Here is a 24,868-nt window from a genome sequence, read left to right as displayed (position 1 = left end):
TATTTGCTTATTTTGTAATGAGTGCGGCTGATACCAATTTAAAATTAAGGTGTTAGCTGCACAAATGAACAGAAATCAGCTTTGGCGTGTAAAAAATAAGCATTCCAACCTGATATCTGAAAAAATTCGAATTTAGCTATTGTAACTTAATAAGTGGTTCGCTATTATTCACGCCGCTTTCAGAGGAGACAGTGATGGCACTCAGACGTCCTATGGTAGCTGGCAATTGGAAGATGAACGGCAGTGCGGCATTAGCCCAAGAGTTGTTCAAAAAATTTGCCTCTAAGCTCCAAAATGATTCAGCTGAAGTGGTTTTATGCCCGCCTTCTATCTATCTAGAGAGCGTTAGGCAACTGCTAGAAGCAAACAAGGAAGCGTTAGACGGTTCACTTGTTAGGATGGGCGCACAAAACCTGAGTCAACATGACTTTGGCGCTTATACCGGAGAAGTTTCAGGTCAGATGCTCAAAGATTCAGGATGTCGATATGTGATTATCGGGCATTCAGAACGTCGCCGTATGTACGGAGAGACGAGTAATATCGTAGCGGAGAAATTCGCCGCTGCACAAAAGCATGGCTTAACTCCCATTTTATGTGTGGGTGAGTCAGGTCCAGCACGTGAAGCAAGACGCACCTTTGAGGTGATTGCGGAAGAGTTGGATATAGTGATCCAGAAAAATGGCACTATGGCTTTTGATAACGCCATTATCGCCTACGAGCCACTTTGGGCTGTAGGGACAGGTAAAAGCGCTACACCAGAGCAGGCACAAGAAGTTCATGCGTTTATTCGCAAACGCCTCTCTGAAGTGTCTCCGTTTATCGGAGAAAATATCAGGATTCTCTACGGTGGTAGTGTAACACCTAGTAATGCTGCAGATTTATTTGCCCAACCTGATGTTGATGGTGGACTGATTGGCGGTGCTAGCTTAAACTCTAGCGAGTTTTTAAGTCTGTGTACCATAGCGATGAGCGCATAAAATGTATGAAGTTCTAGTAGTTATTTACTTGTTGGTTGCATTAGGTCTGATCGGCTTAGTATTAATTCAGCAAGGTAAGGGAGCTGACATGGGGGCCTCTTTTGGCGCCGGTGCATCAGGTACTCTGTTTGGTTCAAGCGGTTCAGGTAACTTCCTGACACGCACTACTGCGATTCTTGCCATTGCGTTTTTTACTTTAAGTCTGCTGATTGGCAACTTAAGTGCAAACCACGCAAAAAATGAAGATTCATGGAAAAATTTAGGTTCAGACACTGAACAGGTCACACAACCTGTTGAGCAAGGAACCCAAAAGTCAGAAACGAAAATTCCTGACTAGTAAAAGGTGTCGCCGAGGTGGCGAAATTGGTAGACGCGCAGCCTTGAGGTGGCTGTGACCTAACGGTCGTGCGGGTTCAAGTCCCGCTCTCGGCACCAAATATAACTAAGAAAGACGAGATAAGTTCTCTCTTAGTTATTGCAAGAAATGACGATAGTCAATATACTTGCACACAGTTGACGCGGGGTGGAGCAGCATGGTAGCTCGTCGGGCTCATAACCCGAAGGTCGTCGGTTCAAATCCGGCCCCCGCAACCAGCTCCTAGTAACGAATAGTCTTTGAATTCGTTATGGTTTACAGGTTCTTGAAATTAATGACCTCGTGATTACGGGGTTTTTTGTTATCTGGGACTTTTAAATTTGTCGCATGCTTCGTATGTGGCGTTGTACTAGGGCTATTAAGCCCTTTTTTGTTTTTTCGGGGGTCAATCTTGGCAACGTTAGAATTCAGACTGGCAGAAATGCTCAAAGTACCTGTGGAAGCATTAGGCTTTCAGCTATGGGGCATTGAATATGTTCAAGCGGGTAAGCATTCCACACTGCGAGTGTTCATTGATGGTGAGAATGGTATCAATATTGAAGATTGTGCCAATGCAAGTCGCCAAGTCAGTGCTGTACTCGATGTTGAAGATCCTATTTCTACAGAATATACCCTAGAGGTTTCTTCGCCAGGCGTTGATAGACCCTTATTTACTGCTGAGCAGTATGCGGGCTATGTGGGCGAGGATGTAAAGCTTCAATTGACTATGCCGGTTGACGGCAGTCGTAATTTAAAAGGCGCCATCACTGCGGTCGACGGGCAAATGCTCTCACTGAAAGTGAATGGTAAAGAGTTAGTTGTCGCATTGGATAATATCCGCAAAGGCAACTTAATCGCTAAGTTTTGATGGTTTCAAGGTGAACGAGGCAAGACGAGATGAATAAAGAGATTCTGCTAGTCGCTGAGGCGGTTTCAAATGAAAAGGCCGTTCCACGCGAGAAAATTTTTGAAGCGCTAGAGATTGCTCTGGCCACAGCAACCAAGAAAAAATACGAAGGTGATATTGACGTTCGTGTTGCTATCGACCGTAAAACCGGTGGTTATGATACTTTCCGTCGTTGGATGGTGGTTGATGATCACGGTGAAGCGTTAGAAAATCCTTACCGCGAAATCACGTTAGAAGCGGCACGATACGAAAATCCAGACATCCAACCTGGCGAGTTTATCGAAGACGATATCGAGTCAGTGGTGTTTGACCGTATTACCACTCAAACCGCTAAGCAAGTGATCGTACAGAAAGTACGTGAAGCTGAACGTGCTCAAGTGGTTGAACAGTTCCAAGATCAAGAAGGTGAGTTAATCACTGGTATAGTCAAAAAAGCAACTCGCGAAAGCGTAGTGGTTGACTTAGGTAATAACGCTGACGGCGTGTTGTTCCGTGAAGATTTAATTTCACGTGAATCTTTCCGTCCAGGCGACCGCGTACGTGCATTATTGTACTCAGTACGCCCAGAAGCTCGCGGCGCGCAGTTATTCTTAAGCCGTACTAAACCTGAAATGCTGATCGAGCTTTTCCGTGTTGAAGTACCTGAAATTGCTGACGAACTGATTGAAATCATGGGCGCAGCTCGTGATCCAGGCGCGCGCGCTAAAATCGCCGTTAAGTCGAATGACCGTCGTATCGATCCAATCGGTGCGTGTGTGGGTATGCGTGGTGCACGTGTACAAGCCGTGTCGAATGAACTGGGTGGCGAACGTGTTGATATCGTGTTGTGGGATGATAATCCAGCGCAATACGTGATCAATGCCATGGCGCCAGCCGATGTTGCCTCTATCATAGTTGACGAAGATAACCATTCTATGGATATCGCCGTTGAAGCCGATAGTTTGGCACAAGCCATTGGACGTAATGGCCAGAACGTACGTTTAGCGACACAACTGACAGGTTGGGTTCTGAACGTTATGACAGTGGAAGATATGAATAAGAAACACCAGGCAGAAAGTGCCAAGGTGGTTGAATTATTCGTTAACTCACTGGATGTCGATGAAGATTTTGCACAAGTACTGGCGGACGAGGGCTTTACGTCGCTCGAAGAAGTTGCCTATGTACCTGTGTCTGAACTATTGGCGATTGACGGTTTTGACGAAGATCTCGTTGAAGCCTTACGTGAACGTGCAAAAGCAGCGATCTCAACTCGAGCTCTCGCTACTGAAGAAGCACTGGATGGTGTGGAGCCAAGTGAAGAGTTACTAGCACTTGAAGGTGTTGATAGACACTTAGCCTATGTTTTCGCTAGCAAAGGTATTGTGACTCTAGAAGACTTGGCTGAACAAGGCATTGATGATTTGATCGAAATTGAAGAATTGACAGAAGAAAAAGCAGGTGAGCTCATCATGGCAGCCCGCAATATCTGTTGGTTTGGCGAAGAAGCATAAGTCGATCAACAGGGGGATTTAACTGATGGCAGATACTACCGTAGAGAAATTGGCCACGGAAGTGGGTAAAAGTGTTGAACGTCTGATTGAGCAATTCTCTCAGGCTGGAATTAAGAAAGGCCAAGCTGATAATGTGACTGAAGCTGAAAAGCAGCAGTTACTGGATTATCTGAAAAAGCAGCACGGTGGCGAAAATGCGCCAACGAAAATGACGCTGCAGCGTAAAACCGTATCGACCCTGAGTGTGGCCGGTAATGGTGGTCAATCTAAAGATGTTAAAGTTGAAGTTCGTAAAACACGAACTTTCGTCAAGCGTGATGCTAATGAGGCTACTCTGAAGGCTGAAGAAGAAGCGAAAGTCGAAGCAGAAGCTTTGGCAAAAGCAAAGGCCGAAGCAGAAGCTGCTGCGGCAGTAAAAGCGAAAGCTGAAGCAGATGCGAAAGCAAAAGCGGATGCGAAAGCAAAAGCGGATGCAGAAGCCAAGGCGAAAGCCAAAGCAGCAGCCGAAGTTAAAGTGGTTAAAGATATGTCACCTGAAGCAGAAGCGGCTCGTCTAGAAGCTGAACGTTTAAAAGCAGCACAAGAAGCGGCGACAAAACGTAAGCAAGACGAAGAAGCGGCTAAAGCGGCAGAAACTGCTCGCCTATTGGCTGAAGAACATTCTAAGCGTTGGGCCGAAGAAGAGCGCCAACGTCTAGAAGCCGAGAAAAACGGTGATCACCACATCACAACTTCTAAAGTGGCTCGTGCTGCTGAAGATACTTCTGATCTGGATGAAGAAAAACGCGGACGTCGTGCTCGTAACAAGAGCAACGCCAAAAAACGTGGCGGTAAAGATGCCCGTGACGGCCGTGAAAAACACATGCGTAACCGCAGTACAGCACCTGAGTCTATGGCGCACGGCTTCAACAAGCCAGTTGCAGCAGTAAGCCGTGATGTGCGTATCGGTGAAACTGTCACTGTTTCTGAACTTGCGCATTTAATGGCAGTTAAAGCGACTGAAATCATCAAACAGATGATGAAAATGGGTTCTATGGTCACGATCAACCAAGTGTTGGATCAAGAGACTGCCCAAATGGTTGCCGAAGAAATGGGCCACAAAGTTGTACTTATCCGTGAAAACGAACTCGAGCACCAAGTGCTTAAAGATCGTGACGATGAAGATGGCATCAAGCAAGAGTCTCGTGCTCCTGTTGTGACTATCATGGGTCACGTTGACCACGGTAAAACGTCATTACTCGACTATATTCGCCGCGCTAAAGTGGCTGCTGGCGAAGCCGGTGGTATTACTCAGCATATCGGTGCATACCATGTTGAAACTGAAAACGGCATGATCACTTTCCTTGATACTCCTGGTCACGCCGCGTTTACCGCAATGCGTGCCCGTGGTGCCAAGGCAACGGATATCGTTGTGTTAGTTGTTGCTGCCGATGACGGTGTAATGCCGCAAACTATCGAAGCAATTCAACATGCTAAAGCTGGTAACGTGCCATTAATCGTGGCTGTGAACAAGATGGATAAGCTAGAAGCGGATATCGATCGCGTTAAGAGCGAATTGTCACAACACGGTGTTATGTCTGAAGATTGGGGTGGAGACAACATGTTTGCCTTCGTTTCAGCTAAGACAGGTGAAGGCGTTGACGAACTGTTAGAAGGTATCTTACTGCAGGCTGAAGTTCTCGAACTGAAAGCGGTACGTGATGGTATGGCTGCCGGTGTGGTCATTGAATCACAATTGGACAAAGGTCGCGGCCCAGTTGCTACGATTCTGGTTCAAGAAGGTACGCTACGCCAAGGTGATATCGTTCTGTGTGGTCTTGAGTACGGTAAAATCCGTGCAATGAAAGACGAGAACGGTCGTTCAATCACTGAAGCGGGTCCATCTATTCCTGTTGAAATTCTGGGTCTGTCAGGCGTTCCGTCTGCAGGTGATGAAGCAACAGTAGTACGTGATGAGCGTAAAGCGCGTGAAGTTGCCCTGTATCGTCAAGGCAAGTTCCGTGATGTGAAACTGGCACGCCAGCAAAAATCTAAGCTAGAAAACATGTTCGCGAACATGACTGAAGGCGAAGTGAAAGAACTGAACATCGTTCTTAAAGCAGACGTACAAGGTTCACTCGAAGCGATTACTGACTCGTTAACAGGTCTGTCTACCGACGAAGTGAAAGTGAACATCATCGCTCGCGGTGTGGGTGCTCTTACTGAAACGGATGCAACCTTAGCGGCAGCGTCTAACGCTATCCTGGTTGGCTTTAACGTGCGTGCCGATGCACAAGCGCGTAAGACAATCGACAGCGAAAGTGTTGATTTACGTTACTACAGCGTTATCTATAATTTGATTGATGAAGTTCGTGCAGCGATGACAGGTATGCTGTCTCCTGAATTCAAACAACAAATTATTGGTCTAGCTGAAGTGCGTGATGTGTTCAAATCACCTAAGCTGGGTGCAATTGCTGGCTGTATGGTTACCGAAGGTACCATCAAGCGTAGCGCACCAATTCGCGTACTACGTGATAACGTTGTTATCTACGAAGGTGAACTTGAATCGCTACGTCGCTTTAAAGACGACGTTGCTGAAGTTCGCAATGGTATGGAATGTGGTATTGGCGTTAAGAACTACAACGATGTTCGCGTAGGCGACCAAATCGAAGTATTCGAAACCGTCGAGATTGCTCGTACTCTGTAACGATAATAAGGGCGGCTTTAGCCGCCCTTATCAATTTAAGCTATGGTAAGAAATATTATGGCAAAAGAATTCAGTCGTACTCGTCGAATCGCTCAGCAGCTTCAGCAAGAACTTGCTCAAGTGCTACAGCGCGACATGAAAGATCCTCGTATTGGCTTTGTAACCGTGAATGACGTCGATGTCTCACGTGACCTTAGCTATGCCAAAGTCTTCGTGACTTTTTTTGAGGAAGACAAAGCCGTTGTTCAAGAAAAGCTAAACGCTTTGATCAGCGCCGCTCCTTATATCCGCACTTTAGTGGCGGGCCGTATGAAGCTGCGTGTGATGCCTGAACTGCGTTTTATCTATGATAGTTCGCTCGTTGAAGGTATGCGCATGTCTAACTTAGTTAGCCAAGTGATCAACCAAGACAAAGCGAAGCAGCAGCAATTTGGCAGCGAAGACGCATCGGTTGAAGATGAAGTCTTAGGTGATGATGTTGCCGATGATGCAGATGAAACGGAAGGTAAAGATTAATGGCTCGTCGTCCAAAAGGTCGTTTTATCGATGGGATAGTGCTGCTGGATAAATCCACTGGCATGAGTTCTAACTTTGCTTTGCAAAGGGTAAAGCGCTTTTTTAATGCGAACAAAGCAGGGCATACGGGCGCACTCGATCCGTTAGCGACAGGTATGTTACCTGTGTGCTTAGGCGAAGGGACTAAGTTTTCCCAGCATCTGTTAGATGCCGATAAACGCTATTTAGTTACCGCAAAGCTGGGCGAGCGAACGGATACCAGTGATTCCGATGGCGAAGTGGTGCAAACCCGCGCCATTGATTTTACTGAGGCGCAGTTATTAACCGCGCTTGATTTCTTCCGTGGTGAGACTCAGCAAGTGCCTTCTATGTATTCCGCGCTTAAATATCAGGGCCAGCCCCTGTATAAATATGCCCGTGAAGGCATTGAAGTGCCGCGCGAATCTCGCCCTATTACGGTATTTGAGCTTAATTTCATCGGTCTTGAAGGCGATGAGCTGACCTTAGACATTCATTGTTCTAAGGGCACTTATATTCGCACTATCATAGACGATCTCGGTGAAATGCTCGGTTGTGGCGCCCATGTCATCATGTTGCGTCGCACTCAAGTTGCACAATATCCCTATGCAAGAATGGTTACCTTAGAACAACTTGAAGCGCTTGTTGCTCAAGCACATGAACAACAGATAGATCCGAGTGTCTTACTTGATCCGCTGTTATTACCTATGGATACGGCTGTGGCCGATTTCCCTGAGGTGAATGTGCCAGATGCAATCGCCCCTTACTTAATGCAAGGTCAGGCTGTTCGAGTCCCCGTTAATGCAGACTTGAAAACCGATGAACTGGTGCGTATCACTTTAGGTGACATTTGCCGATTTGTGGGGATTGGCACTATGAACGAAGACGGCCTACTCGCGCCAAAACGACTCATAGTGATCCATGACGAGCCTGCAGAAACTGATTAGCCCGCTATCCATGAACAAATTAATAAATTAGTTCATGGATTAGTCTCCACCTTTTATTGCGCTATGGTGGGTTTCTGGGTAGAATAGCGCGCCCTCTGGCTGAGTTAGTGATCGGCTAGAGATTCATATTATTTATTTGGAGATATACATGTCACTAAGTACTGAAGTAAAAGCAAAAATTTTGGCTGATTTTGGCCGTTGTGAAAACGACACTGGTTCAACTGAAGTTCAAGTTGCTTTGTTAACTGCGCAAATCAACCATTTGCAAGCTCACTTCAAAGAGCACATTCACGATCATCACTCACGTCGTGGTCTGTTACGTATGGTTAGCTCACGTCGTAAGTTAACTGCTTACCTGAAACGTACTGACGTAGCACGTTACACTGCACTGATCCAAAAGTTAGGTCTACGTCGTTAATTTCACGTCGACTAACGCAAAAAAGGAGGCTTAAGCCTCCTTTTTTATTGCCTAAAATTCAGTAGATGATCGCGTGAACTGTGTAGGATTTAGGCCTGAGCATGTCGATAGTGTTATGCCTATTACGCTGGCTAACGCCGCCTAAACCTTGACTCTGATTAAAGTAACCTAAGCTCCACGTAAGCCATCAAGACTGCTTATCGTTGCTGTCTGTGTTGCTATATACAGGGCTTCAAATTCCGCTTGGGGAAGGGGTTGGCTAAAATAGAAACCTTGGCCGACTTGACACTGATTCTCCTTCAACCAATCCAATTGCTGCTCGTTTTCAATCCCTTCTGCCACAATGGTCAAATTAAGCTGCTTACCTAACATCAGAATGGTCGATGCGATTGCGCTATCCCCTGGTAAATCGGACACGAAACAGCGGTCGATTTTCATGGTGGTGATGGGCAAATGGCGTAGGTAAGAAAGTGATGAATATCCGGTGCCGAAGTCATCGACGGCAATACCAAACCCTGCTGATTTAAGTTGTTCAAGCTTAGCAATGGCGAGCTCAATGTCGTTCATCAGCGAGGTTTCAGTGATTTCAATTTCCAGTAGCTCAGGCTGAATTTGATAACGCAATGCCATCTGTTTGATATCGGGTACTAAACTGGCGTCGGCGAATTGCTGTGAGGCGACATTAATCGCAATCGGGATGGCATAGTTATATTTCTTCTGCCACTCCCTTAAGACTTTGCAGCTTTGTTCTATCACCCAGCGGCCAATTGGAATGATGATCCCCGTTTCTTCGGCGACGGGAATAAAAGAAACCGGACTGATGAGTCGGCCGTCTTTTTGCCAGCGGATCAGAGCTTCACAGGCAATCACTTTGCCCGTTTGCAGATCGAGTTTAGGTTGGAAATACAGCAAAAATTCGTTGTTTTTTAACGCATCATGCAAGGATGCTTCGGTGCGTAAACGCACTGCGGCGCGCTCTGTCATCTGCTGTTTAAAGAAGGCCCATTGATTCGAACCAGCAGCCTTAGCGCTGTACATGGCAATGTCGGCATGACGTATTAAATCTTCGGCGCTGTTACCGTCTTCAGGATAAATGGATATCCCAATTGAGGCCGCAGGATGAATCGCATGCTCATTTAATTGGATTGGCACATTAAGCTGGATCAGTAACTTATCAACAAAATCAGCGGCTTGATCTGGGGTTTGTACTGTGTCGGCTAAAATTACAAACTCATCGCCACCTAAGCGAGACACTGTGCCTTTATCGCCAACGAAGCGTTCAAGAATACGGGCGATACGGGCGAGGAATTGATCGCCCAATGCATGGCCAAGGGAATCGTTAATATTCTTAAATCGATCTAAGTCGATAAACATTAAGGCAAAACTGCGCTTGTGTACACGCGAACGTTGGATAGTGACTGCGATGGTTTCGAGCAATAGTGTGCGGTTCGGTAAACCCGTTAGCGGATCTCGGGTCGCCATTTTGCGCAGTTTGGATTGGGTTTGGCTAAATTGGATAAGAATTTGGTTGAATTTTGAGGTCACTAGGCCGAGTTCATCATCCTTATGCGCATTCGACATAGGTAAGAGGTTTTCGTCCGGTGAGTCTGGTTCAATCTTATCTATAGCCTCACTAATACGCGCGATAGGTTGAGTTAAGAAGCGATGGAAAACCACTGAAAGCACCAAGGTGAATAAGAGTGCGCGGGCAAGCGTGGCGAAAAAACTAAATCTTAACTGCGAGAAAAGGGTGTTTGTCAGCTCTTGGGTGTCGTAGAAAACTGTTAATGTGCCAATGAGTTGCTGTTGTTGAGTGCCTTCGAAATAAAAAGGCCGATAGAGTGGGCGAGATATTTCCTTGAGATCATCAAATAATTTGTTACTTAAGCTGATAAAAGTTTGCGAGTTATTCTTTTTATTATTGCTGACTGATACAAACATGGAACCATCGTCTAGCTCGATCACTGCCGAGCCGACATGCTCAACCTTAATGGCACCTTCTAAGGTTTGACGGGCTAAATTATCATCTAATGCCCAGACGGCATTTGCTGCAGGTTGTTCAACTGAATCAAGGAGTTCTTGCTGTGTAGTCGTGAGTTGTTGTTTGGTTGATACAACGACTAAAGCGATTTCAACAATAAAAATGGCAATGGCAAAAAATAGGGCAGTAAATACGACTAGGTTAGTTTGTTTCCACGTCAGTGACTTAAAACGGCCTGTCATCGGGCGCATCCTTTATGATAATTATTCACCATCTGCGAGAATTTCCGTATCAATGTAAACCGCAACTCTTTGTTGATTTAACCACTTTAGTGAAAAGTTACGTATTTGTCATCATTATCTGCTCTTTATCTATTGATCCGATTTGCAGTATACTTACGCGCGTAATTCAAGGTCATTAATTAAGGAATGGGTCACGTGAATCCTATTGTAAAGAGTTTTGAGTATGGTCAACATACAGTCACCCTGGAAACAGGTGTTATAGCGCGTCAAGCAGATGCAGCCGTTTTAGCGAGTATGGGTGACACGACTGTGTTGGTCACTGTTGTCGGTAAAAAAGAAGCAGATGCTGGTCGTGACTTTTTCCCTCTGACTGTTAACTATCAAGAAAAAACCTACGCAGCAGGTAAAATTCCTGGTGGTTTCTTTAAGCGTGAAGGCCGTCCTTCAGAAGATGAGACATTAATCGCTCGTCTGATCGACCGTCCAATTCGCCCTCTTTTCCCTAATGGTTTCAAAAACGAAGTTCAAGTTATCATTACTGTAGTATCTGTCGATCCACAAATCGAGCCAGATATCATCTCTATGATTGGTACTTCTGCGGCACTGGCTATTTCTGGTATTCCATTCAGCGGTCCTTTAGGGGCTGCACGTGTGGGTTACATTGATGGCGAATACGTGTTGAACCCAAGTGTTGCGCAACTTGCAACCAGCCAACTGAACTTAGTGGTTGCTGGTACTGCTGGTGCAGTATTAATGGTGGAATCAGAAGCCCAAGCATTGCCAGAAGAAGTGATGTTAGGTTCTGTTGTTTACGGTCACGATCAACAACAAGTGGTTATCAAAGCGATTGCTGAATTTAAAGCAGAAGCCGGTAAACCTACTTGGGATTGGACTGCACCAACGCAAGATGCCGATTTAGTTGCCCAAATCAAAGAGCTTGCTGAAGCTGGTTTAGGTGATGCGTATAAAATCCAAGTTAAACAAGATCGTTATGCTCAAGTTTCTGTTGTTAAAGCAGCAACAAAAGAAGCCTTGTTAGCCAGCAATCCAAGCATTGATTTACGTGAAGTAGACAACTTGCTGGGTAGCTTAGAGAAGAAAGTGGTTCGTGGTCGCATCATCCGTGGTGAGCCACGTATCGATGGTCGTGAACCAGACATGATCCGTGCATTAAGCGTGTTAGCGGGCGTATTGCCACGTACTCACGGTAGCGCATTGTTCACTCGCGGCGAAACTCAAGCGTTAGTGACTTGTACTTTAGGTACTGAACGTGATGCACAGAAGATTGACAGCATCATGGGCGAGCGCACTAACCGTTTCATGCTGCACTATAACTTCCCTCCATACTCTGTTGGTGAAACAGGCATGGTGGGTTCACCTAAGCGCCGCGAAATCGGTCATGGTAAGTTAGCATGGCGCGGTATCAATGCTGTTATGCCTTCAGCTGCTGAATTCCCATACAGCGTGCGCGTTGTATCTGAAATCACTGAATCTAACGGTTCAAGCTCTATGGCGTCAGTATGTGGTACTTCATTAGCACTGATGGATGCTGGTGTGCCTATCAAAACTTCTGTAGCGGGTATCGCTATGGGTCTAGTGAAAGAAGGCGATGATTTCGTTGTTCTTTCTGACATCTTAGGTGATGAAGATCATTTAGGTGACATGGACTTTAAAGTTGCGGGTACGCGTGATGGTATTACTGCACTGCAGATGGATATCAAGATCGAAGGTATCACTAAAGAAATCATGGATATCGCACTGCAACAAGCCTATGGCGCACGTGTACATATCCTGAACGTGATGGATCAAGCGATTGGTTCACACCGTGATGATATTTCTGACCACGCTCCACGTATCACTGTTATCAAGATTAACCCAGAAAAAATTCGTGACGTTATCGGTAAAGGCGGCGCAGTTATCCGTGCTCTTACTGAAGAAACCGGCACTACGATTGAACTGGAAGATGATGGTACTGTGAAGATCGCTTCTTCAAACGGCGAAGCAACCAAAGAAGCTATCCGTCGTATCGAAGAAATCACTTCAGAAGTTGAAGTAGGTCGTATCTACAACGGTAAAGTTATCCGTATCGTTGATTTCGGTGCGTTCGTGAACATTCTGCCGGGTAAAGACGGCTTAGTACACATTTCACAAATCAGTGATGAGCGTGTTGCTAACGTGTCTGATCACCTTGAACTGAACCAAGAAGTTGCTGTAAAAGTAATGGAAGTGGATCGTCAAGGCCGCGTACGTCTGTCAATCAAAGAAGCACAAGCTAAAGAAACTGCCGCTGCTGAATAATGAGTCTTTGACTTATTATTGGACACACTTTCTAAGTGATTGCATCAAAAGGAGATCAAATGATCTCCTTTTTTGTTTTTGGCATTAAGAAAGTCAGTATTAATCTTAATTCCCCAATAGCAGTCCTGTGGTGGGATTGCTATCATGAAGATTCTTCTGCGTATGTTGGGAATCTAAAAAGGTAGAAATGGATGAGTCTTAAAATTAGAACCGCTGTCGTTGCTGTGCTGGCGGGCGCCAGTCTGTTGTTAGCCGGATGCGCTACCACCCAGTCTCCTTTAGATAACCATAATGATGTTGAAGGTAAATTGGTTATCGCACCTGTCATGCCCGATTATAAAGTGGAAGTGACGTTAGCGAAGCTCAACGAGATTTTGGCTACGGTCGAATTAACCAATGAGCAAAGAGCCAGATTTCATTACGATCGCGGTGTGATTTACGACAGTGTGGGCTTAAGACTGCTCGCGCGCATCGATTTTATGCAAGCGCTGAAGCTGCAACCCGATCTCGCCGATGCTTATAATTTCCTTGGGATTTATTACACCCAAGAAGGCGAATACGCTAGTGCCTATGAAGCGTTCGATGGTGTATTAGAACTCGCTCCTAATTACGATTATGCCTATTTGAATCGCGGTATTGCCTTGTACTATGGCGACCGTAACGATTTAGCCACTAAAGATATGCAGGCATTTTATGCTGGTGATAATAAAGATGGTTATCGCGCATTGTGGCTGTATTTGATTGATTTTAAAGATGATGCAGTTGAAGCTAAAAAACAGTTAGCTGAAAACCGTAAGAATTTAGACAATGATGCTTGGGCGACCGTTATCGTTGATTATTATTTAGGAACAAAGAGCCATGATGAGGTGTTTGCTGCTGCGAAAGTTGGCTTAACTCATCCAAAAGAATATGCCGAACGTTTATGTGAGGCTTATTTCTACCTGGCGAAAATGGCAATAGAAAACAAGCAATATCAAGATGCTGCTAACTATTTCCGCCTCGCACTGGCGACCAATATTTATGATTTTGTTGAACATAGATATGCGCGGATTGAGCTCGCTAAAGTCAAAGGTTTGCTCGAAGCCACAAAATAACCCTCATCAGCCCGAGCTCATCTCGGGCTTTGCCTAGCCAAGCTCGAACTGAGGCGCTATAATTTGCGCCTTTTTAGCGATACTAGTGCATAGGTTAACATGTCAGGCAATAAAGTAGAGGTCGATAAACGTCGCACCTTCGCGATCATATCGCACCCAAAAGATGCCCCTACTGACTCGATATGACAAACAGTTAATTTTTATTAAATTTAGCTATAATTATCAATAGTTAACCATCTTCACGCTAGACACATCATGACGTCCTCTCTTCTCTATAGACACCAAAAACTTGTACAAATTTGCGTACAAATTTAGACTGTACACACTCGGTTTAAAAACTTTGTACACAGTGAGTTTAAAATGTCCTTATCTGACACATGGTTAAAGGCTAATTTATCTAAAAGTTACCCCAAGTCTTTTGAACGCGCAGACCGTGATGGCCTGAGTGTTAGGGTGTCTCCGAAAGGTAAGATTACTTTCCAAATCAGATACCGCTATGTTGGCAAAGCCTGCCGAGTTGACTTAGGCTCTTACCCACTTATGTCACTTAAGGATGCAAGAACTGAATGCGTTAGATTGCGTGCAGAGCTTGAGCAAGGCAATAACCCGAAGACCGTAAAGGAACTTGAGCACAAAGCTGTTTCTACAGCACTAACAATGTCTGAGTTGTTCATGCAGTGGTATGAGAGTTATTGTGTGGCTAATAAAACCAGTCACGCTGAAATTTTAAGGTCCTTCAAATTACACGTTCTGCCAAAGATAGGTCACTTGCCTGCAGATAAAGTCTCGCTACATATTTGGCTTGATGTTATCGAGACCAAAGCAAAAACCTCACCTTCAATTGCCGATAGATTACTCACAAATGGAAAGCAATTACTCAAGTGGGGCGTCAAGCGGCAATTACTTAAGTCAAACGTATTGGTTGATATCAGCGCCAAGAGCGACCTACAAATAACTAAGAATGTGGGTGATCGCTCACTTAACAATGATGAAATTCGGTTGTTTTGGTTAGCGATAGAAGGATCCAGAATTGCACAAAAAAATAAAATCTTTCTCAAACTCAATCTTATCTATGGCTGCCGTAATGGTGAATTGAGGCTAAGCAAAAAATCAGATTTTGACTTCAACACTATGGTGTGGACTGTACCACCTGAAAATCATAAAACAGGTAAGGTAACTAAAAAACCATTGCTAAGGCCAATCATTCCAGAGACAAAGGAGTTGATTGAAGAAGCAGTACTTTTGAGTGGTGACGGTGAGTTTTTATTTAATAATGAAGGCACAGATCAACCAATGGGGCGTTCTTCATCGCTTTCTCTGCCATACAACATTATCCAATGGCTTAAGAAGAACATGAGCTATGAAATGGAACACTGGTCAATACACGATTTGCGTAAAACGGCTCGGACAAACTTTTCAACTTTAACCGAGCCGCATGTCGCCGAGATCATGTTGGGCCATAAACTGCCAGGGCAATGGCAAGTTTATGACCACTATGAATATCTAGAAGAACAAGCTAACGCATATAGTGGATGGGTTGAAAGACTACGTAAAATCACGGCCTAGCATTAGGCTGCATGCTGTGATGTATCGATTCCGGCGGCTTCCCATTCCTCTATATCATCAATTGCCCATCGGTTATAACTTCCAATGGCTAATATTCTGGGTAGTGGGAAAGGATGTTTTTCTCGCTGCATCCACCGAACAATTGTGCGGCTTGAACATCTATAGCGCGCAGTTAAATCCTTAGTGGTCCAATAGCCTTTAATTACGGGTTTAGCAGTAGACTTAATCATCATTTACCTTCCTTTGCCAATTCCTCGGCGAGTTGTTTTAAAAATTGTTGGCAGTTGCCGGCTTGTTTGCGGGGCAGGGTGTACCACTGGCGCAAAGCGTCTTTGATTACTGCAGATTGCTTCATGCCGCTTCCTTATCCTTAGGTGCGAAGAACAGTGCGACGGGGCCATCTTCGGTGTCGTGAATACTCAGCAAGAATGAGCCGGCCTTGTCGCAAACGGGTTGCCAATCGCTGATATCGTTGTCGCCCTCGTCAAAGTAACGCTCGATGAGGTTTTCAGGCGCATCGAGTTCAAACCAAATCGCCACAAACTCGCCGCCTTGGCGTGCAGCCCATGCTTCACACTCTGCGCGGGTCACACCTTCATCCCACTCGGGCAAATCGGGATGGGTCCAATAACCTTCTTCACGTTCAACTGTTGCTGCTTGTATCGGGTTCATGCTGCTTCTCCTTGGCGCTGGGCTTGGTATGTTTGCCATGCGGGCAAATCAGTGTTTGATACTCGCCAATCAAGCTCGCCAGCCTTGTCATAGGCCACTGAGCCGCCATATTGAGCACCCTCAAAAGTAAATGTCGCTGTGCAATACAGTTGTGGATATGCACCGTTAAACGCCGTGAAGGTCAGATCAGGGCGCAGTGATAACAGCTGTTGCTTAAAGGCTTCGGCCTTAGCATTGTGTTCCGTGATGTCAGCTTGCTTTTGTGAATGGCACGCCGCGTTGCAATAAAACGCCTCGCCAATGCAGATCACCGCTTCAATGTCCGTGGCATTGCCTTCATCGTCTTCGGCTTTAATTGGGTTGCCGCAGTGGTAACAGGTAAAACACCAACCATCGGCCAGTAACACTTGATAAGGCACGTTGCCTTGCGCAGCGTATTGGTCATATTCAGGGCAGCGAGTAACTGACATATCATCTTCAAAGGTCAGATTGAGTTCGCCCGCACCTATGCGGCGAGCGGCGGCAGCATGTTGATGAAACACAATGCACGCGGCGCCCTCGCAATGTTCTTGTACTTGAAACGCTTTAATCTTGGGTGTGCTCATGCTGCTTCTCCTTTTATCCTGAGTTTTGATTCTGCGTTGAGTGCGAATACTTCGGCGTCGGCTTGGCCGAAGTCGCTGCACTCGATGGCGTTAAAAGACTTACAAATGCCCCAGCCGTGGTAATTGTTGGGGGTGTACTTCACTTCGATTTGTTGCTGATCGCACATCAAGGTGAAGTAGGGCTTAGATAGCGTGACCACGCCCGCTTTGGTACTGAACGCATTCATGCCGCCTCCTTGTTTTGGTTGTCGCTGGTTTGGCTGACTGGCGAATGGCAGGGCAGACGCATTGAGTGATATCGGTACGAATACACTACGGTGCGGCTAATGCCCTTGGCGAGGTTGGTTAAGCCGTTGCCCAATGCTTGCCAGTAGAGGCAATCTAACGCGCCCAGTGCCAGCGCGATTTTGATGCTGTCGCCCGTTGTGGCCTTGAGTAACAGGCTTAACTTATGGCTGCGATAATGATTTAACAGATGGCGAAACGCCGCTGATTGAGTCATTTATGCCACCTGCTTCGGTTGCAAAGGGCTTGATTGCAAATGAGTTGATTGCAGCTTGGCCCAGTCTATGGCTTTAATGGCCTCGACCGTGGCGGCGATTTGCTCTAACTTCTTTTGCCCGCGCATAAAGTTCGACAGTTCAATACCGTGGCGAGCTGCCGCGCGTTCGGCGGGCAGGGCGCTGGTGTAATGCAGCGTTAACGCGGCAATCACCTCGGGCGAACTAATGCGGGTGAGCGACAGCAATAACGCAACGCGCTCTTGTGATTCAAAGCCCGGGAGTAAGTGGTTCATGCTTCACCGCCTGTGGTGCTGATCACCCTGAACTCGACCACCCATACCCACGGGTTAGCATCAACGTTGTGATAGATTTGCTCCCAAGTGCGCAGGAATGCCGCCCGCGGCTTCTCATACCAGCCCGTCGATTTCGCCGCGGCTGAGCGTGAATGATCAAAACCCTCTTTTATGGCATCGTCTGCTGAGATCTCATTCAATCGCTCAACCCTGATTGCAGTGACTTCCAGCAGAATGCGCGCCGCCCAGCGTGGCATGTGGATAGAGGGAATAAACCCGCGATATTCAGCGCCACGATAATCAAAGTCTTCATCATCCGTGCCTGCCGTTAATCCGCCACAGACATAATGCAGATCAGGCCAGTGTGCTTTGGTCATTGCCTCACGTACCCACAGCTGATCACCAAGCGTGCCGAACGGTGAAATAAACGCGCAATCTTCGCTGCTAACCCCAAAAACATCATCATTTGCGGCTTGATAAAATCCGCGCTTATCAATGATTGTCGGCGTATACCATTCGGCATTTTTAGAAAATGGCGCCCAATCATCATGCGGCTGAGCTTTAAACATTCTGCGCGTCTGGGTTTTACGGCCATCAAGGATGGCTTGCACCATTTCGGTGTTGAAAATAATAGGGCGCTGTTTCATGCTGCCACCTCGTCGCATGGGTATTGCTTCCTTACATTACTCATCGCATCTTCCATGCTGGGATGGCGTTCATGCATTCGGCCCTCACGTTGATGGCGTTTATGGGCAACGAGCTTTAACATGCGTGGTCCCGATGGCTCGATTTGAAAGCGGATCATGCGGTCATGTGCAAGAACGACGGCAGTCGTGAGGGCGCTATAGTCGAAAGTAGACATGTAATGCGCGCTAGTGCTATTGATTGATAACCCGTGCTCACCACAGGCTTGGATTTTGCCAAACATGTGATTGCCGCCGTTGTGAATGTCACAAAGGAAATCAAAACACTCACGTTGATCTGCATTGAGCCAAGGGTAATGTTTGGCATAAAAATCATGTTCGTTGCTCATGCTGCCTCCTTGCTTTGGGTGGCTTCATCGTACTGGCGGATGGCAAACACAATCGCGTAACAGCACCAGATAAAGCGATAGGTGAAGGGGTCTTTCCAGCCATCCCAAAAATCATCTAACGTCATGCCGCCTGCATCTTCTTCATCCCAATTATTGAGTCGGTAAACCACATCCCACTCGGCGTTTTCGCGGTTTTGGGTAAACTCCTTAACGGCATTGGTCGCGCTGTTAATCGCCTCTGCTTCTTCTTCGTTTGTTGGGTCCTGCCCTTCGACAAACCACTGCAAAAACTGCTCAAGGCGTTGATCGGCTTGCTTGGCATCAAACTCGCGAGTGCCGTCGGTTTTACACTCAGCCAGTACCTTTTCTTCCCAGTAACTCGCATTCACGCCCCAGTCATCACCGCTTTGGCGAAAGAAGCAAAACATGTCCTGCACCCGAGAAAATACGTAACAGCCCATATCGCCACTGATGCACAGATGCTGCGGCCATGTGGTGATCTCAAAGCGATGCTCAAAGCTGCCTTGGCTGAGTACCATGTGACGGAACACCCCATCATCTTTAAGAATGGTGAGTTGATGTTCGGCCACATCTTTTAAAAATGTTGCTCTCGTTGGGTGGTTCATACGCTATTCCTTCCTTTTGAATCAGCAGTTCTAAGCTGCGGCTTCGCCGTTAAACACCACCAGATTGATGATGGGTTTCTTGGTTTTGGGGTTCACCTTGTCCGACAGCTTGTGATAGCGAATATGCACATCGCGGTGGGCTTCTTGGGTCATGGCTAACACGATATATTGCTGGCACAGCGCGGGCGTCGATAACGAATGCGACAGGCGTTGTGGCTTCATGGTTTCAAACAAATGCTGCGCCATATCATCCAACTTGGCTTGGTACTCATCGGGGCTCAGTTGACGGCGGTTAGGGTGTGCGCCTACAGAGGTGCTGCACTTTTTGGCCGCTTGATTTTTCGCTAAGGTCATGGACACGCCGTAAACAAAAAACATAATTGCCTCCAACAAGGTGAAACTGTCGCCGTTATCGTTACAGGGATATGGACCATCACCCCTTGGTTGCTTTGCCTAGATAGCCTAAATCGTGAATGTGCGCGGCGGCTCTGCTGCTTAGTGGCCGACGGGCGTGGCAGTTGTCATCGTGTGCAGCGGATGCACATTAGTGACGGCTTGCGAGTCGTTACGCCACACCATCACCTTGCCGTACAAACCTTGTTGGGGCTCGATGAAGCGCAGGCAGAAGTTGAGCCCGAGTTCGCCCGTGTGGCGGATGAACTGGCGGTAAAATGCTGGGCTTGGGTGGTGATAGGCAAAATGCTTGACCAGTTCGGCGCAGCGGGCTTGCACTCGTAGGCAATCCATTGGGTCAGTGTGGCCCTTGGCCAACGCCATTAAACAGGCAAAACGTATCGCAACCAGTAGACGAAACTCATCGCGTTGCTTAGGTGTGGTGTGAACTTTCGCTAGAATCATTTCCTTGTCCTCGGTAGTACCCATTGGGAGTAAATCTCGAAAGATTTATCAGTCGTTCATGAGCCAGATTGTTAAAGAGTGTGGCGTGTCGCTGATGCAACGAATATTACATAATGGAATTTATGTGTCAATTACAAAATGGAATAATATTTTGTTTTGACATATTTCCACTAAACAAATTGGCGTTGATATTTTTAGAGGTGGTAATGATTGGGAAGAAGAAACGGATAAGTATTTGATGGTTTTAATAGGACAAGAAGCGTTTATAGAACTGAAGAACGTAGGGAGGCAATCTTGAGTATTGACTAATCAAGCTTGGAGCTGGTGACGTGAACTATCTAAAAATAGGGTGTATTTGGTGGTAGTGATGTGGATGGGGCATAAACAAACACATGACTACGGATTTGATATCTGAGCCAATATGAGGATGTAGGTGCTTTTTGGGATAATGCTGTTGTTGATCGATTTTTTGACGGTTTTAAACACGAATGGTTTTTTAACGTTGTAAGTAACAAGGGAATTTATAAAGCCATATGTGACTGCTTTACATGGAATACTGCAACTCGGAACGACTTCATTTGGCTAACAGTGCCTTGTCACCTGAAGAGCTTGAAAGCTCTCAACTAAAGTGTCCGGTTTGTGCTTGCTAGTAGAGTCAAAAAATTTTCATTTTTGCGTCTACAACGACGCCTATTATTTTACAGTTACCATTGATTGGCAGAGTTGGATAAGCAGTATTTAATGGCCGTAGAAACTTTTGCCCTGCATCTATCACTAGTTTTTTAAAGGTCGCTTCGTTGATATCTGTTAGCTTAGCAACAACGAATGAGCCATTTTGATAGTCTTTTTCCGCATCAATTAAAATAAGCGTGCCTTCAGGAAAACTAATGCCTGTCGGTGTCGTCATAGAGTCACCTTGAACGCGTAGCCAAAAACAGTTTTCGCTCGTGCGCTCTGTGGTGTCTTGCCATTCATCCAATGCAGAGGCTGGACAGGATTCAACAGCCTCAGTCCAAGCGCCAGCTTGGACATAACTGATAACTGGGAATGAATTTACATAGGATATCTTCGCTGGTAATTCCTCAGTGTTACCTAGCACAGAATCAGGGTAATCAATCAGTCCATCAGCCCCTAAAGTCATGTGACGAATCCCCACGATATTCATCATGGATGCAATGTCTTCAATGCTTGGCTTTCTTTTCCCACCTAACCAGTGAGCGATGGCACCCTGAGACATTCCCATCTTTTCAGCAAGCATTGACTGAGTTACCCCAGCCTCTTTCATTCTGGTTTTAACCAGATCAATCCAACTTATTTTCATATAGCAATTATTACCTATTGTAATTGATTTCAGAATATCCATTTTGTAATAAGTGTTTGCTGTTTAATATTTCATTGTGTAATATCTGTGTTAAAGGCAAAACGGAGTCGATATGACAAACATCAAAAAAATACTGAAAGCCATTAATAGGTCTCAGGATGATTTGGCTAGCGAGGTTGGGATCTCACAAGGTTCTGTTAACCACTATGCCAATGGAAATAGAAAACCTAGCTATGACATGGCTTGGAAAGTAGTAAACGCTCTCAATCGCTTAGGTTCCTCATGTTCATTTTCTGATGTTTTTCCTGATCCGTTGGAATGTGATCCACATGCTGTAAATCAATCAAACGATAAACAGGATAACTCAGTTTTAGATATCCCTAAGTCGGCGAGTGTGGCTTAGGTTCACTGTAGGTTGAAGGAGGTAAGTACACATGAAAACCAATTCACGTAAAAAAGATAGCCGTTTGAATTTGTTGATGAAAACGATTCATCGGGTGTTGGAGTTACCTAAGATGACACGCTTTGCATTGGCAATCGATTTTGTTGCGGCGGTTGAGCGCCTCGGGCTGAGTGAGGTGCTGGCGGCGGAGGGCATTAGCTTTGCCAGCAGTCAAGACGTGCACAACGATGCGCGGATCAATGCGCAAAAGCTGTTCCGTTGGCTCGGCCAGTACGAGGGTCAACATCCGCAGGCTGATCGCTTGTTTCATGTTGAACAAGCACTGGTGGCGGCATTGCCTGAGCATTTGCGGGTGCAGTATCTCAACGATGTGTTTTGTTGCGCTGGGGTGACGGTGATTGCCGACCGCATGAATGATGGCCATGTGTTGCATGTGGCCGATATGGCGGCGTCGCTCACCAAAGAGAACGCCGAGGCGCAAGTGGCGGTGATCCATTTGGGCTGTGAGCCCAAGCGCGAGCAGTTAGTGGCGGCGCACCGTGAGTTAAAAGAGTCGGCGGCGACCACGCAAGCCAGCATGGCGGCGTTAGAGCTGGCGTATCCGTATTTAGCGAGTCATGGCGGTAAGGCGGCGCAATACGCGGCCGAGAAGTGATAGCGATGCCGCAATCGAACCTTAACATCAATGTTATCGCCCGCGCTAAGCCTGAGCTGCATCAGCAGTTGATCCGCTTGGGCGACATGATCGGCGACGGTTTGCATTTAGAACCCGATGGCAAATGGATTGCGAAAGAGTATGTAAAAGTGGCGCGGGCGTTAGGTTATCGGCCTAAACGCGCTAATCACAGCGCACAGATTAATGCGGTGATGCTTAAGCGGGTGGCTGATGTGCCGTGTGGCCAGTGCGGTTTGGCTTTAAAGCAAACCAAGTCTGGCTCGAAACGCGCCGTGTGTGCCAATGGGCATAAGTGGCAGTTGTTGAAATGACTTGTTGAAATAAGAGAAGGAGTGAATGACATGTTCACAAATCAGTTAAGTGATAACTGGGCGCGTAAAAAGCGCCGTTATCCCGATGCCCGCCAAAGTTTGGCGACGAATGCGGGCTTGATACCTAAGTGGCAGTGAGGAGGATAAACGATGTTTGATCCTGAATGTTTAATTTGTTGTTTGGAGGGCGGCACCGCGTGTTCGGTGCATGGGCAAGTTGGCCGTGATGATGGGCCCGCCGTGGCCGCGCTAACCGAGATGGAAACCGCGCAAGTGACATTACTCATGATGCAGGCAAAGCAGTTAATGCTTAAGGCGATGGCGCTTAAAGCTAAGTCGAACATGCCTAATAGCACTGAGCCTAATGTGGCTGAGCGTAACGCCAAGAAACTTAATGCCAAGGAACTTAATGTCTTTGAGCTTAGCGCGGCAACCTCTGAACGGGCAGCATTAAGTGGCGTGAACATGGGCAAAGACATTGCCTGTTTTCATGGGCATACCACGGCGGAGTTGTTTAGGCGAACGCAGGTGGGCCGAATGGTTGAGGTATTAAGGCGCTGCGATGAATTGCAGCATAGTCGCCCCGAGCGTTGGGCGGTTATCGCGACCGACATAGTGGATAAGGCGTTGCTGGGCAGTGGTAAGCAGTTGTTGCTGCCGACGGTGAGCATTGATTGGATTATGAATTATCTGCTAATGGAAGAACAACGCGCGGAGCGTTCTATTGCGCTATTGGATGTAGGCGCGGCTGATATGAGTGCAATAGCGAAAAGCCGCAACGTGCACATTAAGCGGCGTGATTTTTTTAGCCAGTTGCGCAGCAACTTGGCGCACAGGGTTTACTTGCTTGGCAGTGAAGGCGAGCGAGCGGAGGGCAACGGGGCGCATTGCAGTTGATCCCGTTGTTGTAGACATAAGAAAGCCCGCTGAAGTTTTGGCGACGAATGCGGGCTTAATACCTAAGTGAGGCAATATCATGTTACTGAAGCATGGGGTTTGCGTCAATTCGAGTTTGTGGGTTGCTCTGTTTGGGGGTGACTTATGAGTATGGAATTGATGGTAAAAGCAATGAAGGCCAAGGTGGGTAATCCACTGCGCAAGCTGGTGTTGATCAAGCTTGCCGATAACGCCAATGACCAAGGCGAATGCTGGCCGAGTTACGAGTATATTTCGCAGGCTTGTGAGATAAGCGAGCGGTCGGCGATTAACCACATTAACGCGCTGGTTGACGTCGGACTGGTGCGTAAAATTACCCGCAAGAGTGAGCATAAACGCAATACATCCAACCTGTATATTTTGGACTTTTCATCGTGTGTTCTGAGTGATAAACCTGCGCAAACCCTAACTTTTACTGAGGGTGCAGCAAATTCACCCTTAGAAAATACTGAGGGTGCAGCATATTCACCCCTAGAAAATATTGGGGGTGCAGCAGATTCACCCCTAGCCAATTTTGAGGGTGCAGCAAATGCACCCATGGGTGCAGGAGATTCACCCTCTGAGGGTGCAGGAGCTGCACCCAGAATCAGTCACTCTTTTGAACCTATCAATGAATCTTTAAAAGATAGTTGTCCAGCAACGAGTGCTAAGTCGGTTTTCAATGCGTTTTTCAAAGCGTATCCCGCCCATCGCAAAGGCGGCTCGGATTCGGCTGCGTGGAAAGCGTGGAAGGCTGAAAAGCTGACTGATGCCGATTGCGTGTTGGCGGTGAGCTGGTTGAAGGACGCTGCGGCGCTGGATACGAGTTGGGGCTTTAGCGCGAACGGCCAGTTTGTGCTCGGTATTACCAAGTTTATCCGCGAACGCCATTGGCTAACGCCGTTGCCAAGACCGATGGCCGCCGCGGTTGGGCAAGTGGATTGGAGTTATGCGGTGTATGACCCTGAGGACCCTTTGATATGACGGCTAACCAAAATACGAGCATGAAATCACTGCAGACCTTAATCCGCCAGCCGCTGGTTGGGCAGGGGCGTGTGAGTCAACCCGAACCCACGGCAATGGACATGGCGATAGTGGACAGTGTGTTTAGCAAGTTGCGGGTGTTGTTTCCGGTGAGTGCACCGCGGCCTGAGGAC

At 46.7% G+C, this 24,868-nt stretch carries 30 protein-coding genes, 2 tRNA genes and 2 pseudogenes; 20 read left to right on the top strand and 14 right to left on the bottom strand.

Features of this window, described 5'->3' with window-relative positions; translation table 11 throughout:
• The first annotated feature begins 194 nt into the window (after positions 1 to 194).
• The 10 genes from tpiA (at position 195) to rpsO (ending at position 8,314) form a co-directional block, all read left to right on the top strand.
• On the top strand, positions 195 to 977 hold the full coding sequence (gene tpiA / locus FW758_RS10790; protein WP_006082720.1) for a triose-phosphate isomerase: 783 nt from the start codon (positions 195 to 197) through the stop codon (positions 975 to 977).
• 1 nt (position 978) lies between these two features.
• Positions 979 to 1,314 (top strand): preprotein translocase subunit SecG, encoded by a 336-nt coding sequence (gene secG, locus FW758_RS10785; protein WP_006082719.1) that lies wholly within the window; start codon positions 979 to 981, stop codon positions 1,312 to 1,314.
• A gap of 11 nt (positions 1,315 to 1,325) precedes the next feature.
• A tRNA-Leu gene (locus FW758_RS10780) sits at positions 1,326 to 1,412 on the top strand.
• Positions 1,413 to 1,494: 82 nt separating this feature from the next.
• Positions 1,495 to 1,571, top strand: a tRNA-Met gene (locus FW758_RS10775).
• 173 nt (positions 1,572 to 1,744) lie between these two features.
• Positions 1,745 to 2,200 (top strand): ribosome maturation factor RimP, encoded by a 456-nt coding sequence (gene rimP / locus FW758_RS10770; protein ID WP_006082718.1) that lies wholly within the window; start codon positions 1,745 to 1,747, stop codon positions 2,198 to 2,200.
• A 29-nt stretch (positions 2,201 to 2,229) separates the two neighbouring features.
• Complete coding sequence (gene nusA, locus FW758_RS10765; protein ID WP_006082717.1) at positions 2,230 to 3,729, top strand: transcription termination factor NusA; 1,500 nt, start codon at positions 2,230 to 2,232, stop codon at positions 3,727 to 3,729.
• A gap of 25 nt (positions 3,730 to 3,754) precedes the next feature.
• Complete coding sequence (infB, locus tag FW758_RS10760) at positions 3,755 to 6,415, top strand: translation initiation factor IF-2 (protein WP_446445374.1); 2,661 nt, start codon at positions 3,755 to 3,757, stop codon at positions 6,413 to 6,415.
• A 57-nt stretch (positions 6,416 to 6,472) separates the two neighbouring features.
• Positions 6,473 to 6,931: a 30S ribosome-binding factor RbfA gene (gene rbfA, locus FW758_RS10755; RefSeq protein ID WP_014620813.1), complete on the top strand. Its 459-nt coding sequence runs from the start codon at positions 6,473 to 6,475 to the stop codon at positions 6,929 to 6,931.
• Entirely contained in the window at positions 6,931 to 7,896 is a 966-nt protein-coding gene (gene truB / locus FW758_RS10750; protein ID WP_446445373.1) for a tRNA pseudouridine(55) synthase TruB, read from the top strand. Before rbfA ends, truB begins: the two co-directional genes overlap by 1 nt.
• Positions 7,897 to 8,044: 148 nt before the next feature.
• A complete protein-coding gene (rpsO, locus tag FW758_RS10745; protein ID WP_006082713.1) occupies positions 8,045 to 8,314 on the top strand; it encodes a 30S ribosomal protein S15 in 270 nt (89 codons plus the stop codon).
• A gap of 168 nt (positions 8,315 to 8,482) precedes the next feature.
• Here the strand turns inward: rpsO and FW758_RS10740 are convergent, their stop codons facing one another.
• Positions 8,483 to 10,537, bottom strand: coding sequence for an EAL domain-containing protein (locus FW758_RS10740; protein WP_446445372.1), 2,055 nt, complete (start codon positions 10,535 to 10,537; stop codon positions 8,483 to 8,485).
• Between the two features lie 195 nt (positions 10,538 to 10,732).
• On the opposite strand from FW758_RS10740, the gene pnp reads away from it, so the two are divergent.
• The 3 genes from pnp (at position 10,733) to FW758_RS10725 (ending at position 15,495) form a co-directional block, all read left to right on the top strand.
• Complete coding sequence (pnp, locus tag FW758_RS10735; protein WP_446445371.1) at positions 10,733 to 12,835, top strand: polyribonucleotide nucleotidyltransferase; 2,103 nt, start codon at positions 10,733 to 10,735, stop codon at positions 12,833 to 12,835.
• 191 nt (positions 12,836 to 13,026) lie between these two features.
• Positions 13,027 to 13,929 carry a lipoprotein NlpI gene (gene nlpI / locus FW758_RS10730; protein ID WP_006086937.1) on the top strand — a complete coding sequence of 301 codons (903 nt, stop codon included), beginning with the start codon at positions 13,027 to 13,029 and terminating at the stop codon, positions 13,927 to 13,929.
• A 360-nt stretch (positions 13,930 to 14,289) separates the two neighbouring features.
• A complete protein-coding gene (locus FW758_RS10725; protein ID WP_173243273.1) occupies positions 14,290 to 15,495 on the top strand; it encodes a tyrosine-type recombinase/integrase in 1,206 nt (401 codons plus the stop codon).
• 2 nt (positions 15,496 to 15,497) lie between these two features.
• Here the strand turns inward: FW758_RS10725 and FW758_RS10720 are convergent, their stop codons facing one another.
• From FW758_RS10720 to FW758_RS10665, 12 genes are all read right to left on the bottom strand, one after another.
• Complete coding sequence (locus tag FW758_RS10720; protein ID WP_446445370.1) at positions 15,498 to 15,728, bottom strand: hypothetical protein; 231 nt, start codon at positions 15,726 to 15,728, stop codon at positions 15,498 to 15,500.
• Positions 15,725 to 15,850, bottom strand: coding sequence for a hypothetical protein (locus tag FW758_RS10715; protein WP_446445369.1), 126 nt, complete (start codon positions 15,848 to 15,850; stop codon positions 15,725 to 15,727). The genes FW758_RS10720 and FW758_RS10715 overlap by 4 nt, the downstream gene beginning before the upstream one ends.
• Positions 15,847 to 16,167 (bottom strand): hypothetical protein, encoded by a 321-nt coding sequence (locus FW758_RS10710; protein WP_432335809.1) that lies wholly within the window; start codon positions 16,165 to 16,167, stop codon positions 15,847 to 15,849. The genes FW758_RS10715 and FW758_RS10710 overlap by 4 nt, the downstream gene beginning before the upstream one ends.
• Positions 16,164 to 16,772 (bottom strand): hypothetical protein, encoded by a 609-nt coding sequence (locus FW758_RS10705; protein ID WP_446445368.1) that lies wholly within the window; start codon positions 16,770 to 16,772, stop codon positions 16,164 to 16,166. Before FW758_RS10705 ends, FW758_RS10710 begins: the two co-directional genes overlap by 4 nt.
• A complete protein-coding gene (locus FW758_RS10700; protein ID WP_259565146.1) occupies positions 16,769 to 16,999 on the bottom strand; it encodes a hypothetical protein in 231 nt (76 codons plus the stop codon). The genes FW758_RS10705 and FW758_RS10700 overlap by 4 nt, the downstream gene beginning before the upstream one ends.
• Positions 16,996 to 17,274 carry a hypothetical protein gene (locus FW758_RS10695; RefSeq protein ID WP_446445367.1) on the bottom strand — a complete coding sequence of 93 codons (279 nt, stop codon included), beginning with the start codon at positions 17,272 to 17,274 and terminating at the stop codon, positions 16,996 to 16,998. The genes FW758_RS10700 and FW758_RS10695 overlap by 4 nt, the downstream gene beginning before the upstream one ends.
• On the bottom strand, positions 17,275 to 17,568 hold the full coding sequence (locus FW758_RS10690; RefSeq protein WP_446445366.1) for a hypothetical protein: 294 nt from the start codon (positions 17,566 to 17,568) through the stop codon (positions 17,275 to 17,277).
• Positions 17,565 to 18,215 carry a hypothetical protein gene (locus FW758_RS10685; RefSeq protein WP_446445365.1) on the bottom strand — a complete coding sequence of 217 codons (651 nt, stop codon included), beginning with the start codon at positions 18,213 to 18,215 and terminating at the stop codon, positions 17,565 to 17,567. Before FW758_RS10685 ends, FW758_RS10690 begins: the two co-directional genes overlap by 4 nt.
• Positions 18,212 to 18,601 (bottom strand): hypothetical protein, encoded by a 390-nt coding sequence (locus FW758_RS10680; RefSeq protein ID WP_446445364.1) that lies wholly within the window; start codon positions 18,599 to 18,601, stop codon positions 18,212 to 18,214. Before FW758_RS10680 ends, FW758_RS10685 begins: the two co-directional genes overlap by 4 nt.
• Positions 18,598 to 19,227 (bottom strand): hypothetical protein, encoded by a 630-nt coding sequence (locus tag FW758_RS10675; protein ID WP_446445363.1) that lies wholly within the window; start codon positions 19,225 to 19,227, stop codon positions 18,598 to 18,600. The genes FW758_RS10680 and FW758_RS10675 overlap by 4 nt, the downstream gene beginning before the upstream one ends.
• A 30-nt stretch (positions 19,228 to 19,257) precedes the next feature.
• On the bottom strand, positions 19,258 to 19,605 hold the full coding sequence (locus tag FW758_RS10670) for a hypothetical protein (protein ID WP_006082041.1): 348 nt from the start codon (positions 19,603 to 19,605) through the stop codon (positions 19,258 to 19,260).
• A 117-nt stretch (positions 19,606 to 19,722) separates the two neighbouring features.
• A complete protein-coding gene (locus tag FW758_RS10665) occupies positions 19,723 to 20,085 on the bottom strand; it encodes a hypothetical protein (protein WP_446445362.1) in 363 nt (120 codons plus the stop codon).
• 426 nt (positions 20,086 to 20,511) lie between these two features.
• Here FW758_RS10665 and FW758_RS10660 point away from each other — a divergent pair.
• Positions 20,512 to 20,735 (top strand): annotated as a pseudogene (locus FW758_RS10660) (IS3 family transposase); the annotation flags it as partial.
• Between the two features lie 5 nt (positions 20,736 to 20,740).
• Here FW758_RS10660 and FW758_RS10655 read toward each other — a convergent pair.
• Positions 20,741 to 21,406 (bottom strand): LexA family protein, encoded by a 666-nt coding sequence (locus FW758_RS10655; protein ID WP_173243294.1) that lies wholly within the window; start codon positions 21,404 to 21,406, stop codon positions 20,741 to 20,743.
• 112 nt (positions 21,407 to 21,518) lie between these two features.
• Here FW758_RS10655 and FW758_RS10650 point away from each other — a divergent pair, with 112 nt between their 5' ends.
• The 6 genes and pseudogenes from FW758_RS10650 to FW758_RS10625 all read left to right on the top strand — a co-directional run.
• A complete protein-coding gene (locus FW758_RS10650; protein WP_173243297.1) occupies positions 21,519 to 21,809 on the top strand; it encodes a helix-turn-helix domain-containing protein in 291 nt (96 codons plus the stop codon).
• A gap of 31 nt (positions 21,810 to 21,840) precedes the next feature.
• Positions 21,841 to 22,464, top strand: coding sequence for a hypothetical protein (locus FW758_RS10645; protein ID WP_446445361.1), 624 nt, complete (start codon positions 21,841 to 21,843; stop codon positions 22,462 to 22,464).
• Between the two features lie 5 nt (positions 22,465 to 22,469).
• A complete protein-coding gene (locus FW758_RS10640; RefSeq protein WP_310802978.1) occupies positions 22,470 to 22,796 on the top strand; it encodes a hypothetical protein in 327 nt (108 codons plus the stop codon).
• Positions 22,797 to 22,946: 150 nt separating this feature from the next.
• Positions 22,947 to 23,693 (top strand): hypothetical protein, encoded by a 747-nt coding sequence (locus tag FW758_RS10635; protein WP_446445360.1) that lies wholly within the window; start codon positions 22,947 to 22,949, stop codon positions 23,691 to 23,693.
• Positions 23,694 to 23,837: 144 nt separating this feature from the next.
• Entirely contained in the window at positions 23,838 to 24,695 is an 858-nt protein-coding gene (locus FW758_RS10630) for a helix-turn-helix domain-containing protein (protein ID WP_446445359.1), read from the top strand.
• A pseudogene (locus FW758_RS10625) lies at positions 24,692 to 24,868 on the top strand (replication protein P); the annotation flags it as partial. The gene FW758_RS10630 and the pseudogene FW758_RS10625, both read left to right, overlap by 4 nt.

It is taken from the genome of Shewanella sp. 1180_01 (assembly GCF_052850535.1).
Note: the sequence above shows the minus strand (reverse complement) of the source record. Positions and strands in the feature narration are given on the sequence as shown.

Coding starts and splice junctions, on each gene's coding strand:
- FW758_RS10630 (WP_446445359.1), top strand. CDS start 23,838: ATGAGTATGGAATTGATGGTAAAAGCAATGAAGGCCAAGGTGGGTAAT.
- FW758_RS10645 (WP_446445361.1), top strand. CDS start 21,841: ATGAAAACCAATTCACGTAAAAAAGATAGCCGTTTGAATTTGTTGATG.
- FW758_RS10640 (WP_310802978.1), top strand. CDS start 22,470: ATGCCGCAATCGAACCTTAACATCAATGTTATCGCCCGCGCTAAGCCT.
- FW758_RS10710 (WP_432335809.1), bottom strand. CDS start 16,167: ATGAACCCGATACAAGCAGCAACAGTTGAACGTGAAGAAGGTTATTGG.
- FW758_RS10685 (WP_446445365.1), bottom strand. CDS start 18,215: ATGAAACAGCGCCCTATTATTTTCAACACCGAAATGGTGCAAGCCATC.
- rpsO (WP_006082713.1), top strand. CDS start 8,045: ATGTCACTAAGTACTGAAGTAAAAGCAAAAATTTTGGCTGATTTTGGC.
- FW758_RS10715 (WP_446445369.1), bottom strand. CDS start 15,850: ATGAAGCAATCTGCAGTAATCAAAGACGCTTTGCGCCAGTGGTACACC.
- FW758_RS10700 (WP_259565146.1), bottom strand. CDS start 16,999: ATGAATGCGTTCAGTACCAAAGCGGGCGTGGTCACGCTATCTAAGCCC.
- FW758_RS10705 (WP_446445368.1), bottom strand. CDS start 16,772: ATGAGCACACCCAAGATTAAAGCGTTTCAAGTACAAGAACATTGCGAG.
- FW758_RS10720 (WP_446445370.1), bottom strand. CDS start 15,728: ATGATGATTAAGTCTACTGCTAAACCCGTAATTAAAGGCTATTGGACC.
- truB (WP_446445373.1), top strand. CDS start 6,931: ATGGCTCGTCGTCCAAAAGGTCGTTTTATCGATGGGATAGTGCTGCTG.
- nlpI (WP_006086937.1), top strand. CDS start 13,027: ATGAGTCTTAAAATTAGAACCGCTGTCGTTGCTGTGCTGGCGGGCGCC.
- FW758_RS10635 (WP_446445360.1), top strand. CDS start 22,947: ATGTTTGATCCTGAATGTTTAATTTGTTGTTTGGAGGGCGGCACCGCG.
- rbfA (WP_014620813.1), top strand. CDS start 6,473: ATGGCAAAAGAATTCAGTCGTACTCGTCGAATCGCTCAGCAGCTTCAG.
- secG (WP_006082719.1), top strand. CDS start 979: ATGTATGAAGTTCTAGTAGTTATTTACTTGTTGGTTGCATTAGGTCTG.
- FW758_RS10665 (WP_446445362.1), bottom strand. CDS start 20,085: ATGATTCTAGCGAAAGTTCACACCACACCTAAGCAACGCGATGAGTTT.
- nusA (WP_006082717.1), top strand. CDS start 2,230: ATGAATAAAGAGATTCTGCTAGTCGCTGAGGCGGTTTCAAATGAAAAG.
- FW758_RS10680 (WP_446445364.1), bottom strand. CDS start 18,601: ATGAGCAACGAACATGATTTTTATGCCAAACATTACCCTTGGCTCAAT.
- FW758_RS10670 (WP_006082041.1), bottom strand. CDS start 19,605: ATGTTTTTTGTTTACGGCGTGTCCATGACCTTAGCGAAAAATCAAGCG.
- FW758_RS10725 (WP_173243273.1), top strand. CDS start 14,290: ATGTCCTTATCTGACACATGGTTAAAGGCTAATTTATCTAAAAGTTAC.
- FW758_RS10690 (WP_446445366.1), bottom strand. CDS start 17,568: ATGAACCACTTACTCCCGGGCTTTGAATCACAAGAGCGCGTTGCGTTA.
- FW758_RS10650 (WP_173243297.1), top strand. CDS start 21,519: ATGACAAACATCAAAAAAATACTGAAAGCCATTAATAGGTCTCAGGAT.
- infB (WP_446445374.1), top strand. CDS start 3,755: ATGGCAGATACTACCGTAGAGAAATTGGCCACGGAAGTGGGTAAAAGT.
- FW758_RS10740 (WP_446445372.1), bottom strand. CDS start 10,537: ATGACAGGCCGTTTTAAGTCACTGACGTGGAAACAAACTAACCTAGTC.
- FW758_RS10695 (WP_446445367.1), bottom strand. CDS start 17,274: ATGACTCAATCAGCGGCGTTTCGCCATCTGTTAAATCATTATCGCAGC.
- FW758_RS10655 (WP_173243294.1), bottom strand. CDS start 21,406: ATGAAAATAAGTTGGATTGATCTGGTTAAAACCAGAATGAAAGAGGCT.
- FW758_RS10675 (WP_446445363.1), bottom strand. CDS start 19,227: ATGAACCACCCAACGAGAGCAACATTTTTAAAAGATGTGGCCGAACAT.
- tpiA (WP_006082720.1), top strand. CDS start 195: ATGGCACTCAGACGTCCTATGGTAGCTGGCAATTGGAAGATGAACGGC.